Raw genomic sequence first — 14,869 nt, forward strand, 5'->3', positions numbered from 1 at the left:
GGGAAAATGACAATGGTATCAATTAAAGCGAAAAAAGGAGAAATTTTAACGACTGCATTGAAGGTAGATCCAGGTACAGGTGCCGTTGATTTTGCTATGCGATATGTAGAGGAATTGACGTTAAACCACGTAGAGGAGTTAGTCGAGGATTTAGTTAACGGAAATTTCGAGGAAATCGACGATAAAAAGGTTAGACGTTGCCAGTTTTGCGGTTACTACTACCGTGATGTTACAAAGAATAATAGTTCGCTGACGTGTTCAGACGATTGCAAAACAGGCAAGGACATCGTTTTGAAAGCGTATCGCCGTAAATTAGAGAGTGAAGGAAAGCCGAAACGTCTTTCATATGAAGATTTATACTATGCGCAAGGGCTAGAATATCCGTTTTGGGCTAACGAGTTCCATATGTTCGAAAGTGATCGTAAGAATGGGGCGTACTCATACGGTGATAATTTCGAAGAAGTAGTCGCAAGGGACTTAATGAACGCGAAAATGGGCGGTAAGAAGAAGGCAGCGCAGATTATCGACTATGACGGTTATGATAACGTAGTTCCATTCGCGGTAGACCTATCGGAGAAATTACGTAAAACAACGGAAATGAAAACGATTAAAAGGAGTGCCAGCGAAATTGAAGACGACCTATTGGCGAGGTATGGCGCGGAGAAATTGGAAGTTGAACGCAAGAGAGCGCAGATGTTTGAGCGACGTCATTACTATTAATTTAGCTGCGACCAACTCGACTATATATGAGAGCAACAAATTCAACTATTTTTTAGGCTTTTAGTGAACAAAGTGACTAATAAGATATGGAGGTGAACTTGAATGAAAGAAAACAGATTTAAAAAGATTAGACTTTGGAAGAATCTGACGGTAAGAGAAGCAGCGGAAGCATTAAATTTCTCGCCAAGCTATATTAGTGCTATCGAAAACGGTCACAAGGAAGCATCGCCCGAAATTCGCGCGGCATATGCGCACGCGTTCCCACTCGATGATAGCTATTTCTTATTTTTGTCTAGTTATCAAAAATTAGACGAAGAACACCATATTATAACTTTACGTCAAGGTTAGTCGAAAGTCAATAGGAAAGCGAGGAAATGAAGTGTACTACGATTTAGACGACACAGAATTATTTTTATTAGATGTTGGCGAGTACGTTGAAACAACTACGAATATGAAATCTTATTTAGTTATGCCGGAAGAAAAGCGTGAAAAGTACGTCACCAAAGTTGTGCTAGACATTACGCGGCAATGCAGTCCGAAAGCAAACTACGGAGTCACGCGTGACGTTTTACGCGCATTTGTAATCGACGTGCTAGCGAGCATAGAACGGAAGCATCAGTAAACTAAGCCCTTCGGATCAATACCGGAAGGCTTTTTATTATGGAGTAAAACGAGAGGGGATTTATATGAATACGACAAACGACATTTTAAGAATCATCGGAGATTTAGGAACGGTAGGCGCATATGTCGCTTCAAAAGAAGAAGACAACGTCACCGCAGAGGAATTGAAAGAGGCATATATAAACGCTGCAAATAAAGTATCGCAAGCTGAACGCGAATTGAAGGCATTGAAACTTTCGAAGGAAGACGGTAAGCATTTATCCCTAATCCGTGACGCTTTCCAATTAACACGTAAGGCGCTCATTGCAGCCTCGCAAGGAAACGGTCGCCAGGCGGAAATCTTAATACTTCAAGCGAAAACGAAGGTACCGGAATACGAATTACGAAAAGCTAAAAGTAAGAGGCCAAACGGTTAGCAATCCGTAGGCTTCTTTTTAATTAAAAAGGAGTGAGGAAATGAACGAAAATATATTGGTCACAGTTGGAGCGAATATTGCGGGTCTACAAAAGAATTTATCGACGGCAACTAGGGATCTTACCGGATTAGGAGTAACTTCTGCGAAGGTAATGCAGGGCATGAGTGCGGAAGCGTTTGGAATGGCGACGGAAATGAAAACGGCATTCACGAATCAACGCGAGTCGTTAATGGGCTTTGCTGACGATATGACGAAAATTAAATACGGGTACTTCCAAATGGCGCAAGGTGCTAAAGATTACCAAGGTACAACCGCCGAGTTTGTAAGTGATGTTGCGAAAATGGGCAAGGAGCACAAGACTGTTACCGAGTCGATGATTAATAACAACGAATTAATGAAGGCATCGTTCTTCAAAACGGTCGGATCGATGTTAAATCGCTCGACACAGGCGAGTAAGATATCGGCGGAGTTCGATCGCCTGGGCAATCCGTTATATAGCGTCAATAAGGCGGGTCTTGCGGTTGCTGACAGTCTTAACAAGATTGCGTTTAACGGTAAAGCATCCGTGCTAGCGCTTAAAAGGCTAGGACCAACAGCTTCAATGAAATCGTTACAAGATATGACGATGCTTATCAATCAAGGTCTGACGCGTTTTGCTGGAGTTGCATTAATTGCGGCGGCTGGGGCATTCGTCTTCTATAGAGCGATGCATAAAGGCGCAATGGACTTAGATAAGGGATACGCCGAAGCATTTAAGAATATGAAGAATAGCGTCGGCAAGGCGTTCGAGCCGATGATTCAATTATTTGCGGACGTAATGGAGCCAGTGTTCGAGTTTATCGGGCACGTTGCAGATTTGATAACCAAGTTTAACGAAGCGCATCCAACAATTGCGAAATTAATTGCAGGGTTCGTACTTTTACTACCGGCTTTAACGTTAATCCTCGCGCCGCTTGCAATAGGTATCGGATTAACCGGAGGCTTAACCGCTGCGTTCAGTGCGTTATGGCTCGTAATTGGTCCGATTGTCACGGGCTTTGCGGCCATGATGGCAACGGTACTGCTCGTTACTGCGGTTATCGTCGGACTAGTTGCCGGCTTTATTTATATGTACAAGCGTTTCGATTGGTTTAAAAATGCGGTCGATACGGTTCTTTCGTTCCTTAAAGATACGTTCATAGCGGCTTGGAACACGATAAAAGACGTAGCAATAAAGGCAATCGACGGACTTGTTAAATTCGGTAAAGACATGATGCAACAATTTGCGAAGTTTTGGGATGAAAACGGCAAGCAAATCATGACCTACGTTAAGGTCGCATGGGACGCCATCAGCTTACTCGTAAAAACGCAGTTAAACAACTTGAAACTCGCGTTCGAAATTGCATTCGCGGCAATCAAGGCGGTCGTACAAATCTTTTGGGAAGCGATAAAACTCGTTTTCAAAACGGTAATGAACGTCGTACTCGGACTAGTCGAAGCGTGGCTTGCGGTATTCCGTGGCGATTGGCAAGGCGCCTGGGACGCGATTAAAGGAATCTTCGCGAAGACCTTTGACGCAATCAAATCGTTTGCAGACGGTAGCTTAAATGCGCTGAAAGGCTTATTTTCCTCGATTCTCGGCTCGATAAAGGATTACATCGCTACTAACTTAGAGAACGTCAAAGGCACGTTTAAAGAGAAATGGGACGCGATACTGGCATTCTTAAAAGCGATTGACCTCGTAGAAACCGGTAAGAACATTATAGAAGGCTTGATTCGCGGTATTGGTTCAATGGCTGGCGGGCTAGTCGACAAGGCAAAAGAAATTGCAAATTCGGTTAAAGACGTCTTCACGAATCTCTTTGATATCAATTCGCCGTCAAGATACATGCGAGACATGATCGGAGTCAACATGATTAAAGGTTGGGTCAACGGTATCGATGCGATGAAAGGAAAAATCGTCAGCACGGCTGCGGAAATGGGTAACCTCATGACGCCACAAGTGCCGGTAATGGCTTATAGCACGCCTAAAGGTGCCGGGGGGCTTAGTCAAAGCATAAAAGTTAGCGATGGCGGAGGCAATAAAGCAAACGGTGGTGTCGTAGTAAATCAAACAAACACATTTACGACTCAAAACTATACACCTGCTGAAATTGCTAGAAAACAAAAACAGAGCATGCAACAACTGGCAATGGAGTGGAGATAACATGATGCTTCGCGGTTTAACTACCGCGGGGCTTTTCATATGGGCTTAAATTAAAGCCCGCCAAAAAAGATAAACGAGGAGGAATAGAGCATGACGCGAAGAACAATCGAGGTCGAGCAGGAATTACATCGGCACGCACCAGGTCACTTTAGTCTGATTGTCACCGTAACAGACGACCATCTAGTGACATCACGCGAATTTACGTACTTCAAAACAAATCGCACTTACCCTGCCTTTAAGGGTCTCATCAGCACACTCCGAAATTACGAGAACGTCGATGTCTTATTTAAGACGGCAGATGATTACCTCAAAACGGAAATCAACGTAATACGCGAATCAAAAGGCACGTTAGCAAAAATGCTCGTCGAGTTACTGGACGAAAAGAACATCACAATTAAAGCGGTATAGAGTCGAAAGGGGAAAAATGATAATGATAATGACTACGAATATGACAACAGAGCAGTTTAACGAAAAGGTTCAAATAATGTTAGCAGAAATAAGAGAAATGAACGAAAAAACATCGCAGACAATCGACCGGATAGAGGCGACTGTATATGCGTAGAACTTGCCGTAAATGTGAAGAGAATAAGCCTATCGAGGATTTCGTGAAACATAAACGAAGTAAAAATGGTTACGCGAGGCTATGTAAATCGTGCAGAAACTCGTCAATCACTAGGAATCGAAAGCCGCCGAAGGTATTCGTAGGGGAAACAGAACGCGAATGTATTATCTGCGGTGAGATAAAGCCTTTTGCGTTGTTTAAAAGAGATTCTAGGAAGCCTAACGGGGTCGGATCACGTTGTAAGGGTTGCAATAAGAGCAGCGAACCTATTCCGCACAAAGCGTTTCATCGTCTGAAAGCGAAACAGAAACTCTATGACATCGAAATCGAAACGACGAAAGAAGAAGTCGCGCAGATATTCGAACTATTTGAGGGGCGTTGCGCCTACTGTAATATCGAGGAATCGGAAGAAACCGGTACGTTTCACCTGGAACATATTATCCCGATGTCGCGCGAAGGATCAAGGCACCACGTATCAAACCTTGCGATATCTTGTGCTTCTTGTAACGCGAAGAAGAATAAGCGACCGTTAATCGAATTCTACCTGATGCACAAGCCGTTTACTGGCGCTATGCTCGACTTCATTTTCATATATGTAGCGAGGTTCAGCGGGCGTACACCGGAAGAAGTCGCCAAAGAGTTCTACGCGGAAGTTGCGGAGGTAGACGACGATGAACAAACGTGAACGGTATTCATTACGCAGTAAGCTAGGCAGGAAAGCGAGAGCCGATTGCGTGAACTATGGCTGCGATACATGCCCGTTCGCTAAATGTATCGTCGATATTCAAACGGATAGAATCGAATCTAATACGTGTCCTTACTTCGTAACGAGCGTGTTACCTTCCGATGAAATCCTGTACAACGACTATATCGAGGCTCTATCGAAAGAGCATCCGTTAAAGTCGGTAAAGGGCGAGAGCGAAGCAGTAACGAAGGATTGCTCGCGGTGTCATCACGCATTCATACCGAATAGCAATCGTCAGAAATACTGTAAATCTTGCGCTGATTCGGTTGCTCGTAGGCAGTGGCGAGAAAGCAAGGCAAACGCTCGGCTAGATGTCCAACGTTAGAGATTTACGAAGCCTTGATATGACTACGTTTCTAGCGTGTCGAAATGGTAAAAAACGAGGGTAGTCGTGTATTTGCCCACTATCGTATTTTTTACTACTAAATCGGAGGTGGTCAGATGATAAAAGTCAGCATAAAAAGGACGGAAGTTGAAACGGTTATTATCGCTAAGACGGGCATACCCGGAGAAAAGCCGTTCAAATTTGACTCGCTAAGTCCTCGGATCACAGAAAAAAGTATACGGCTTATTTTGCCGATGATGATAGAAACTGAGCGCGACAAACGAGCGCGCAAGGCACACCGCAAACTGGAATTAGCCGCAATCAAAGAAGAAAAAGCAGCGAAATTAGAGGGGATTGAAGCGAATGGCACGGAAGTCAACGAAGAAGGCACGGTTTGACGCGTTATCTCAACGAGAACAAAACCGAGAACGTAAAAGAAAGTTGAAATCGGGGCGTAACGACGGCAACAAATGGGGCCATCATGTCCTATCGAAACTGGAAGCGTTAAAGGACGGTGACAACGATGGCAACATCGAAAAAGAAGAACGAGAGAAATCGCAGAAGTAAAGAACGCCAGGCGGAAGAATACCGGAAATTCCGAGAGCAGTTCGTTGAGCAGGAAGCAAAGAAAAGTAACCACGGTAGACGTAGACAAAATTAAAAATATAACGGAGGTAATAGAACAATGAACAGACGACAAGCAGAGATATTAGAACAAATGGAACAAGCAAATAAAAACTTACCTACAGGGGGAATTAAAATGACAAAATTAAAATGGGCAGGCGTAAAGTATATGACTAAATCAACATTACAAAAGGCGTTTCATACAGAAGAGGACATTCAAAAATACCTTGAAGCAAATCCGCAATATACGATTAACCAGCGCTTTGGACATACGAAAATGATTAACGTTGAGTTCTATGAACGTGCATACGCGTTTACAGAAGTGAACCATATGGGATACAGAATTCCTAAACGTTGGTTGACCGACGAAGAAGTCGAAGAATACCTAAAGGATCCTAACGCAACTATATAAAAACAAACGGGGTCGGCGTCTATCGGGAAAATAGATGCCTTTTTGTATGCCCTTTTTACGCGGATAAAATTATGTGCGCGCGGCACAAAAACGTAGGAGACTAACACATGGCTACTTTCAAAATTAACGGCAAAGAGCACGACTTAAAATTGACGTATGCAGCGGTGCAATACCTAAACAAACTTGAAGAAGGCGGGTCTATGACAATCGTCGGTAAAGCGATGCAAGGCGATTCCGATTTATTCCCGCACATTCTCTTAGCTGGCTTAAAGCATACGGGGCTAGACCATTCGCTAGAAGACGTACAACAAGCGCTCGAAATTGCATTCGAAGAACAACGCCTGGACTTTCTTTCAATCATGCGTATCTCTAATGAGGTTATCTCGGAGAGTTTTTTCTACAAACCGCTGATCGACAAGATGATGGCCGACAACAAGGAAGCGAAGACGGCACTCGCCAGCCTACTGAAATAGTAGAGCCGGTAGAGGCGTATTTAAAAGACTTAAATGACGTTGAGAGAGCGGTAGCTGAGGGTTATCGCTATCTTGCGTTGAAACCGTGGGAAGTTTATTCGTTAACGCCTCGCGAATTCCAAATACTTATGCGTGCGTACCAGGAACGTCAATACGACGAATTCGACCGCATGGCTTTTCAAACAATGATGGTTCGTCAAGCGTATCACGCGAAGAAGTTAAAGCACGCGGACTTATTTAAGCGGTCCGAGCAAAATAAACCGAAACGCGACGTCAAGGAACTTAAAGCCGAAATGGAGCGACAACAAGCGCTACTCGATACGCTAATACTTCAACCGAAGAAATAATAATCGTGATGCGCTCGGAAGGCTTCGCAACCCTTACCCAACATCACGAGGTTTAAATCCGTGGCAGTACGTCGGTGGAACGCTGACTCCATCCGATTAGCAATACAAAAAATACAAAACACAAAGGGGAAAATATCCAATGAATGCAAAATTACAATTACTACAAGACCGTATTAACGGCGATGTAAAAAATCTAAAGGTTAATTTATTCCAAAGCGACCGATCAGGTAGTAATGAAAGTATAAAGAACGCAATAATTGCAAGTGAATGGGCGGAACTCGACCGAAAAGTCGCAGATACTCGCGCAGAATACGCAGAATTCCGTACTAATGAAATCAATAGCGCTAAAAAGGCGTCAGCATTAAATACTCATGTGTTAACGACAGCGGATCATTCACATTCGAAAGCGTTAGCTACTACAGTAAGTTTAGACTTAATTGCGGCGGCAGACGTAGAAACGCAGAACACAGTCTTAAACGAATTAGAAGGCGTTCTCGCACTACTGACTGACCCCGAAAAAGTAGCATTCGGAAAGCATGTGCCGGGGATTTACGATTTATTGCTCGATAAAGCAGCGTCAAAAGCGACATTACAAGGCGTAATCAACGAATGTAAAAACATCCCGAATCTTCACGGAGCGCGATTGGCAGAGGCGGAAGCATTGCCGGCAGTAATTGGCGATGAATATGATACGTTAAAAGCTGACTACGAAGCATCGCTATAATACTATAGCAATCGACCACTCTACGCGGGGTGGTCTTTTTTATTTACACAAAAAACGAAAAGAGGCGGACAAATGCACCCGTTTAAAGAATATCGAATCACGGTCAACCGAAACGAAATCGCACCGATGCGTTTAGGAGTACCGCAGACGCCCGGTTTTACGTATAATGTCTTCGCAGAATCCGATACAAGCCACGAAAAACTAACGTCAGTTAAAAATAAGCCGTTATACGACGCAATCGACGAAGGATTAGCGACATTCCTCATGCTATTGGCGGTGCGTAACGAGAAAGCTATCGTTCGCGTGCAAGTCCAGGGGCTACCGTTTTCACACGGCGGCAAACAGATGATCCGTGATAAATACGCAGCTGAAATGTATTTCGTGAATTTCTACTTCGATTAAAACTGGGGGTATTATCGAGGATTAATACAGATAGACGATGATGTCCACCTTAGCTGGTACCCTTCTTATTAAACAGAGAAAAAGGAATAAGGTGGGTGAAATAGTTAATGATTCTATCTTTACTAATTTTGTGTTTTAATAGATTTAGACGTATTTTATGGATTTTTTTTGAAAAAGGTGGATAAAGTGATGAGGTTCATATGTAAAAGTAATTCAACATTAAATTTACGACAAATAGAGTTGATGGAGTCTAATTCATGTCGTATTGAGTACACGGCTAAACTGGGATTTTATTATATAGTTGAAGCTTTGTCTGCATCACATATATCCGATTTGAACATTTTTGATTCTGTAAGTGTTCCCGCAAAATTAAAATTGGCTGATGTTTCGTTGTTTCCACAAATATCCAATAAACCCTTAAAAAAGGAAGATTATGTAGGATGGAAGGTTAAAGTAGCAGTAATTGACAGTGGTCTAAAAACCGAAAATGGACTTAACATTATCTATTCAAAAGACTATACTGGCAATTCACATACGATTGCAAATAATCATGGTACTCAAGTTGCCAAAATAATTCAGTATTTTGCTCCACGTGCATGTTTTATTAATTTAAAAGTTTCGCATGACTTTGAGTTCTCGGAAGATTATGTAATCCCTGCTTTAGATGAAGCGATGGATCAAGAAGCAGATATAATCAATCTATCTTTCGGTATACTTAGAAAACAATTATGTATTGGGAATTGTGTTATTTGTGACTATGTTAATAAAGTGTCCGAACTAGGGTATACTGTCATCACTGCATCAGGTAATGAAGGAGTTGCAGGTACAGGAAGCGTATGTTGTCCAGGAAGAGCTGAAAAGTCGATCACAGTTGGTCAAGTGGATAAGACAGGAAAAAATGTATCAAGTCATAGTGGAAAAGGGATGCCGGACCTACTGAAACCTAATATTATTGCTCCTGGGGAAATTACCGTGGTAATTGACAAAACATACACATATAATAGCGGTACTTCCTTCTCTACACCCGTAGTAGCTGGTGTGCTTGCATCCATGTTTCATCTATCGTATGATAGAAGAACAATTATTTCCAATCTGTTTAGTTCAGCAAGGAAATTAAAAAGCGTAGCCGATTATCATCAAGGGTCTGGTGTCTTGGATTTAAAAAATTTTTTGGAGGTATGTGCACATGACAAATCGTTATCTAATAAAAGTTAAAGACAAATCCAATTTGGAAGAAATAACTAATTTAGGTTCTTTGACTCATGTAGCAAAACTTACAAATATTATTACACTGGAATCCTCAATAGATATTTCAAATGACTTAATTAAAGTTGCCAATGTTGTCAGTGTTATAGAAGCTGAATACATGGTTTTAGCATAATACCTTGTAATAGTATTTGTTTGAAAGTTAAATAAAAAAACGCGCTATCTATGTATCAAGATAGTGCGTTTTTTTATATATTTACATATCTTCCATCCTCGCGACAACCGAATACTGTTCCGCAGATTTCTTAATCGAAGTATTCGATACGTGAGCATAACGCTTCACCATGTCGTATTTCGAGTGTCCGAGGATATTGCGTAAGTCTTCCATATTACCACCGTTCTCTAACCAAGCGGTAGCAGCAGTATGGCGGAATATGTGCGCATGGACGGGCTTAGTGATATAAGCAAGTTCAGCGTAAGTCTTAAGCCGTTGGTTATAACGGTTGCGATCGTATGGCGTTCCTTTTTCCGTAGCGAATACGTAATGTGATGACGTTGTGAAATCGTTCTCTTTCATTAACTCGTTAAGCAACCGAAGTGTCCGTTTAGTTATCGGAACCATACGAGCAATACGGTTCTTTGCGATACTTGCACGGATAATAACGAAGCCTCTCTCGCTGTCGATATCTGACCGTTGCAAGTGTGTCGCTTCGGTTATACGCAGCATAGCGTCTAATAGGAGTACGGTTAGAACGTAATCTCGAAATGACGTGTAATAAGTCTTGTCCATTACGCTAAGAATACGCGTAATTTCAGTATCCGATAATACTTCGATAAGTTCCTCCGGTTGTTGTACGTTAGGCACTTTTGTCAGCGGATTAGTCTTGACGAGTAAATTCGTGTGCAACGTATTGAACATTACCTTCAACGTCTTCAAACGGGTATTTATCGTCGCGGGCTTTAATCCGACCGACTTCGTTTTACGATGTGTAATCTTACGGAATTGAACGTGTTCTTGTTGCATATACGTCAGCCATTCGCGAACAAAATCGGTGGTAATCGTCTTAACATGGTAGTTACCTCCGCGAATTTCGATGTAGTCGCAGAATTGAGTGAAGTTCGTCTCGTACTGCTTAATAGTTCGTATAGCGATTCCTTCCGAAACCTTGATTTTAACGAATGCTTTGAAAAGCGTGCGAATGTCATCCGATTCTAAGTCGGGCAGCTTCGCGTGATTGGCGACAAAGTTCCGTCGCTTTCGCATATTATCGACCTCTTTTCCGATTGGTTCGGCGGAGGGTAATTCAGGGTAGCGCTTAATCGCACCCATACGAAAAACCCCGCTTACGCAAACGTTGAGTGAACGCATGCATAGCGGGGTTTCTACCGTTTATGATCCCGACTGGGCTCGAACCAGCGACCTCCACCCTGTCAAGGTGGCGCTCTCCCAGCTGAGCTACAAGATCGTTTTTACTAGGACAAATTCTATTATATCGTTCACAGTGTAATAGTCAATGACCTAGCTAAGAAAAATGTGAAAATTTTACTTTAAAAAATATGTCCATTCCGTCTGTGCTCGTCCGTTTACCAAAGACCAGCATTCTAGCGCAACGGCTTTGCCCGTTTGTGGTTCAAAGGCAAGACTGGCTCTCTGGAAAAGGGGACCCCAAGCTGTAAGAGGCACTCTATTAATCAAAGTGGAGTGAGGAACCCATTTACCAGGAAGGTAGGGCGATATTTCATTCGTATGTAAATGTGAAATTAACGAATACAATTCTCGATGAAACGTTACCAATTCTTTAGTCACGACTGGTGCCGCAAAAAATGTTCCATTTTGTTTAAAAAAGCCTAATGATGAAAATGAAATGTCCAGACACTTTTGTTGTTCAACCCAGCTTTTAACTTGTTCACTTAAAGTGACAGGATTAATTTGCTCAAAAGAAAATAGGCTGAGATGTGGTGGTAGCGGAGTTTCATTGCCGCGACTTGAGGCCAAATGTAAGTCTTTACTGTCATGTTCCAATTTAGTTGAAAGTTTATAGTCAAATCTCAAAACTAATACTTGCATATTCATTTCTCCTTTACCTATTCCCCAGATTCTTTGAATCCTGCATCCATCGCTTGTTCCTCTGTACAAAACCATTTTTCCGCTTTTGTCTGCTCATAATATTTCCCTTGGGGCAAGTGATATATTTTCTTGTGTTCACGGTTTATATTACCTTTAATTAAGCAGTCATTGGAGTTTTCTTTTGTTAAACCCGTTATGCCCAATTCAACTTTTGATTCATCGAATCCTCTATTCGTTACATAATTTTCATGCTGCCATATCCCTAAACCATCGTTCCGAGCCTTTGCTTCAGCATTATTAAAAGCTTCTATATGTCTGTCATTTGGTGGGAATACATAGGCAACTCTAGCCAACCCTTCATTTAATAGCGTTTCTTGGACAGATTGTCCATCTGCATAGACATAAGCCAATAACCGATTATAGTCATCGTAGCGGTCTCCAGCATCAAACTCCAGGGAAATAGCAGAGTTCGTCAGCAACTGGCTGTTGCGGTCACTCGCCTCATCTCCATAAGGTTGATTTCCGAGCGTTTGGTGCCGTACCTCAGGTGTATCAATCAATAAATACCTGACAGTTTCCGTCTTTCCGTTATACTTTACTTTAATGGTGTCTCCATCAATGACATTTATCAATTCAACAGGAATCATTCCGTCTGAGCTAGTTGATGATAGATTAGTATTTGAAGTCTCATCACAGCCCGCTAAGACTACTAGAACTAGGAAGAGCCATATCCATAATTTCATTCGTATAGCCTCGATTCTTAATGTCAATATGTATGTATTAAATATAACCGAACAGGAAGGAAACGACCATGACAGAAACTATTTATTTAGATTTCCCATATGATTTCGAGCGTGTGCTCGATCGATTGTCAATGGACCCATTAATCTCGTTGAATAAAGAAGAACGTTATGTAATGGTACCGACTGATGACTGCAAAATTTATAAAGTCAATGCCATCGGTACGACAGATGAGCCTATTTTCAAAATAATAGGCCCGGAAGACAAAAATCAAATTCAAAAAGTCAAAGAAATCTTTCATTTTGATCGTTCACTCGAGCCCGTTCATGAACACTTTGCTAAAACTAACCTGGGTTCATTGTTTGAGGAACACCGGGGAACTCCAATCATTCGGGAATTTTCTTTGTATGCAACGTTGATGAAGAGTATTATTCATCAACAATTGAATCTATCGTTTGCCCATACTTTAACGACGCGTTTCGTTCATACATTTGGTGAACAAGTAGAAGGGGTATGGATATATCCAGAACCTGCAGTAGTAAGTAAACTTCAAGTAGAAGACTTGCGAGAATTACAATTCAGTACGAGAAAAGCTGAATATATAATCGGTGTATCCAAAGCCATTGCAAGTGGAGAACTGGATCTTGAATCGCTTGCATTGCTGGATGATGAAACAATCATTGAAACGCTGGTAAAATACCGCGGTATTGGCCCATGGACCGCGGGAAGTTTTTTGCTTTTCGGATTGGGCAGACCCAATTTATTCCCACTAGCTGATATTGGGTTGCAGAATGCGTTGAAAAAACTTTGGGGAGTCGCAGATAAACCAAAGGCGGCTGAAATTTCTTCCCATTTCCCAGAATGGTCTCCTTATTTAAGCTACGCATCACTTTATTTGTGGAGAAGCATTGAATAAGATTTAGTCGAAAAAGGTATGTTTCATTTAATGTTCACAATGATACAATAATTTTAGATTAAACAGATAATGATCTTGGGGAGTAGACAACATGAGAATTAGAGATTGGGATCGTAGTTTGAAAGCGAGGTTAATCGGGGAAGCGTTTATGAACATTACGTTTTGGATGTTTTTCCCGTTCCTTGCGATTTATTTTGCAGAGGAGTTTGGAAAAACTACCGCCGGTTTATTGTTGGTTCTGTCTCAAGTATTTTCAGTAGGTGCCAATTTAGTAGGGGGATACTGTGCTGACCAGTTTGGTCGACGCACGATGATGGTATTGTCTTCATTTGGTCAGGGGGGATCGTTTTTCCTGTTTGCAATTGCAAATTCACCATTTTTGGACTCTCCTAGCTTAGGATTTATCGCATTCACGATTGCCAGTATATTCGGTTCTCTATACTGGCCAGCAAGTCAAGCGATGGTAGCGGATGTTGTACCAGAGCAACATCGCAGTGATGTGTTTGCCGTTTTTTATACTTCCATAAATATTGCTGTTGTCATTGGTCCAATACTTGGCGGGATTTTCTTCTTTAGCTACAGATTTGGGTTGATGGTTACGGCTGGTCTAGTATGTATTTTGCTGGCATGGATTCTAATTAAGTATACAGAAGAGACAAATCCAGTTCGCACAGATTTTGGAGGGAAAGTTGCGCCAAAGGGTTTTATGCATGACATACAAACGCAAGTGAAAGATTATGGTGTCATTATAAATGACAAATTGTTTCTTCTTTTCATCATTGCAGGAATTCTAAGTGCACAAACGTTTATGCAATTGGATTTGTTGCTGCCGGTATATGTTAAAGAAGTGATTGGTCAACAATCATTAGGAAATTGGTTTGGATCGGATGTAAAGCTTACTGGTGAACTAGCTTTTAGTGTACTTATCTCGGAGAATGGATTGCTTGTCGCCTTGTTAACCGTTGCGGTTACACGGTTTGTCGCTTCATATAAAGAAAAGAATATTTTCTTTATCTCATCCATTTTGTATGCTATTGCCATGGTTGTTTTTTCGCTATTTAACTTGTTTTGGGTCTTCCTATTAGCAATGGCCATTTTTACTTTTGGTGAGTTAATGATTGTCGGTTTACAGCAAAGCTTTATTTCCAAATTGGCACCTGAAGATATGCGTGGCCAATATTTTGCGGCGGCAAGTTTGCGCTACACAATTGGCCGAATGATTGCTCCACTATCCATCCCATTAACTGTTTGGTTCGGATTCTTTTGGACATTTACGATCATAGCGATCTTGGCCGTAATAAGTGCTATTGTTTACTACTGGATGTTTTATTTGTTCGAACAAATAAAGACAGCTTCTCCATCATCTTAAGAGGGAAGCGGTC

The 14,869-nt window shown here is 41.8% G+C and carries 22 protein-coding genes and 1 tRNA gene; 19 read left to right on the plus strand and 4 right to left on the minus strand.

Going from position 1 to position 14,869, the window contains the following annotated elements:
* The first annotated feature begins 12 nt into the window (after positions 1 to 12).
* The 17 genes from ACQKEV_RS05490 to ACQKEV_RS05570 all read left to right on the plus strand — a co-directional run bounded on the left by ACQKEV_RS05490 (position 13) and on the right by ACQKEV_RS05570 (position 9,937).
* Positions 13 to 720, plus strand: a complete 708-nt coding sequence (locus tag ACQKEV_RS05490) for a hypothetical protein (RefSeq protein WP_427444098.1) — start codon at positions 13 to 15, stop codon at positions 718 to 720.
* Between the two features lie 102 nt (positions 721 to 822).
* Entirely contained in the window at positions 823 to 1,068 is a 246-nt protein-coding gene (locus ACQKEV_RS05495; protein WP_427444100.1) for a helix-turn-helix domain-containing protein, read from the plus strand.
* 31 nt (positions 1,069 to 1,099) lie between these two features.
* Positions 1,100 to 1,342, plus strand: coding sequence for a hypothetical protein (locus ACQKEV_RS05500; RefSeq protein ID WP_427444101.1), 243 nt, complete (start codon positions 1,100 to 1,102; stop codon positions 1,340 to 1,342).
* Between the two features lie 64 nt (positions 1,343 to 1,406).
* Positions 1,407 to 1,757, plus strand: a complete 351-nt coding sequence (locus ACQKEV_RS05505; protein ID WP_427444103.1) for a hypothetical protein — start codon at positions 1,407 to 1,409, stop codon at positions 1,755 to 1,757.
* Between the two features lie 601 nt (positions 1,758 to 2,358).
* Positions 2,359 to 3,942, plus strand: coding sequence for a phage tail protein (locus ACQKEV_RS05510; protein ID WP_427444104.1), 1,584 nt, complete (start codon positions 2,359 to 2,361; stop codon positions 3,940 to 3,942).
* 90 nt (positions 3,943 to 4,032) lie between these two features.
* Complete coding sequence (locus tag ACQKEV_RS05515; protein ID WP_427444106.1) at positions 4,033 to 4,350, plus strand: hypothetical protein; 318 nt, start codon at positions 4,033 to 4,035, stop codon at positions 4,348 to 4,350.
* Positions 4,351 to 4,372: 22 nt separating this feature from the next.
* Complete coding sequence (locus ACQKEV_RS05520; protein ID WP_427444108.1) at positions 4,373 to 4,504, plus strand: hypothetical protein; 132 nt, start codon at positions 4,373 to 4,375, stop codon at positions 4,502 to 4,504.
* Positions 4,497 to 5,189 (plus strand): HNH endonuclease, encoded by a 693-nt coding sequence (locus ACQKEV_RS05525; protein WP_427457752.1) that lies wholly within the window; start codon positions 4,497 to 4,499, stop codon positions 5,187 to 5,189. The genes ACQKEV_RS05520 and ACQKEV_RS05525 overlap by 8 nt, the downstream gene beginning before the upstream one ends.
* A gap of 501 nt (positions 5,190 to 5,690) precedes the next feature.
* The gene (locus ACQKEV_RS05530; RefSeq protein WP_427444112.1) at positions 5,691 to 5,972 is read left to right on the plus strand and encodes a hypothetical protein; all 282 of its coding nucleotides are present in this window, start codon (positions 5,691 to 5,693) and stop codon (positions 5,970 to 5,972) included.
* Positions 5,938 to 6,141 carry a hypothetical protein gene (locus ACQKEV_RS05535; protein WP_427444114.1) on the plus strand — a complete coding sequence of 68 codons (204 nt, stop codon included), beginning with the start codon at positions 5,938 to 5,940 and terminating at the stop codon, positions 6,139 to 6,141. The genes ACQKEV_RS05530 and ACQKEV_RS05535 overlap by 35 nt, the downstream gene beginning before the upstream one ends.
* 118 nt (positions 6,142 to 6,259) lie before the next feature.
* Positions 6,260 to 6,610 (plus strand): hypothetical protein, encoded by a 351-nt coding sequence (locus ACQKEV_RS05540; protein ID WP_427444116.1) that lies wholly within the window; start codon positions 6,260 to 6,262, stop codon positions 6,608 to 6,610.
* A 107-nt stretch (positions 6,611 to 6,717) separates the two neighbouring features.
* On the plus strand, positions 6,718 to 7,083 hold the full coding sequence (locus tag ACQKEV_RS05545) for a tail assembly chaperone (protein ID WP_427444118.1): 366 nt from the start codon (positions 6,718 to 6,720) through the stop codon (positions 7,081 to 7,083).
* Entirely contained in the window at positions 7,080 to 7,430 is a 351-nt protein-coding gene (locus tag ACQKEV_RS05550; RefSeq protein WP_427444838.1) for a phage tail assembly chaperone, read from the plus strand. The genes ACQKEV_RS05545 and ACQKEV_RS05550 overlap by 4 nt, the downstream gene beginning before the upstream one ends.
* A 139-nt stretch (positions 7,431 to 7,569) precedes the next feature.
* Entirely contained in the window at positions 7,570 to 8,154 is a 585-nt protein-coding gene (locus ACQKEV_RS05555) for a hypothetical protein (RefSeq protein ID WP_427444120.1), read from the plus strand.
* Positions 8,155 to 8,226: 72 nt separating this feature from the next.
* Positions 8,227 to 8,556, plus strand: coding sequence for a hypothetical protein (locus ACQKEV_RS05560; RefSeq protein WP_427444122.1), 330 nt, complete (start codon positions 8,227 to 8,229; stop codon positions 8,554 to 8,556).
* Positions 8,557 to 8,745: 189 nt separating this feature from the next.
* Positions 8,746 to 9,771, plus strand: a complete 1,026-nt coding sequence (locus ACQKEV_RS05565; protein ID WP_427457755.1) for a S8 family peptidase — start codon at positions 8,746 to 8,748, stop codon at positions 9,769 to 9,771.
* Positions 9,743 to 9,937, plus strand: a complete 195-nt coding sequence (locus ACQKEV_RS05570; protein ID WP_427444126.1) for a hypothetical protein — start codon at positions 9,743 to 9,745, stop codon at positions 9,935 to 9,937. The genes ACQKEV_RS05565 and ACQKEV_RS05570 overlap by 29 nt, the downstream gene beginning before the upstream one ends.
* Positions 9,938 to 10,018: 81 nt before the next feature.
* Here the strand turns inward: ACQKEV_RS05570 and ACQKEV_RS05575 are convergent, their stop codons facing one another.
* The 4 genes from ACQKEV_RS05575 to ACQKEV_RS05590 all read right to left on the minus strand — a co-directional run bounded on the left by ACQKEV_RS05575 (position 10,019) and on the right by ACQKEV_RS05590 (position 12,573).
* A complete protein-coding gene (locus tag ACQKEV_RS05575; RefSeq protein WP_427444128.1) occupies positions 10,019 to 11,092 on the minus strand; it encodes a tyrosine-type recombinase/integrase in 1,074 nt (357 codons plus the stop codon).
* Between the two features lie 63 nt (positions 11,093 to 11,155).
* Positions 11,156 to 11,228, minus strand: a tRNA-Val gene (locus tag ACQKEV_RS05580).
* Positions 11,229 to 11,305: 77 nt separating this feature from the next.
* On the minus strand, positions 11,306 to 11,830 hold the full coding sequence (locus ACQKEV_RS05585) for a 2'-5' RNA ligase family protein (protein ID WP_427444130.1): 525 nt from the start codon (positions 11,828 to 11,830) through the stop codon (positions 11,306 to 11,308).
* 17 nt (positions 11,831 to 11,847) lie between these two features.
* Positions 11,848 to 12,573, minus strand: a complete 726-nt coding sequence (locus ACQKEV_RS05590) for a thermonuclease family protein (protein ID WP_427444132.1) — start codon at positions 12,571 to 12,573, stop codon at positions 11,848 to 11,850.
* A 68-nt stretch (positions 12,574 to 12,641) separates the two neighbouring features.
* Between ACQKEV_RS05590 and ACQKEV_RS05595 the strand changes: the two genes are divergently transcribed.
* Together ACQKEV_RS05595 and ACQKEV_RS05600 are read left to right on the plus strand one after the other, a co-directional pair.
* On the plus strand, positions 12,642 to 13,487 hold the full coding sequence (locus tag ACQKEV_RS05595; protein ID WP_427444134.1) for a DNA-3-methyladenine glycosylase family protein: 846 nt from the start codon (positions 12,642 to 12,644) through the stop codon (positions 13,485 to 13,487).
* Positions 13,488 to 13,578: 91 nt separating this feature from the next.
* Positions 13,579 to 14,856, plus strand: a complete 1,278-nt coding sequence (locus ACQKEV_RS05600) for an MDR family MFS transporter (RefSeq protein WP_427444136.1) — start codon at positions 13,579 to 13,581, stop codon at positions 14,854 to 14,856.
* Positions 14,857 to 14,869: the final 13 nt, after the last annotated feature.

Source organism: Paenisporosarcina sp. NPDC076907 (assembly GCF_050269735.1).
Lineage (GTDB): Bacteria > Bacillota > Bacilli > Bacillales_A > Planococcaceae > Paenisporosarcina.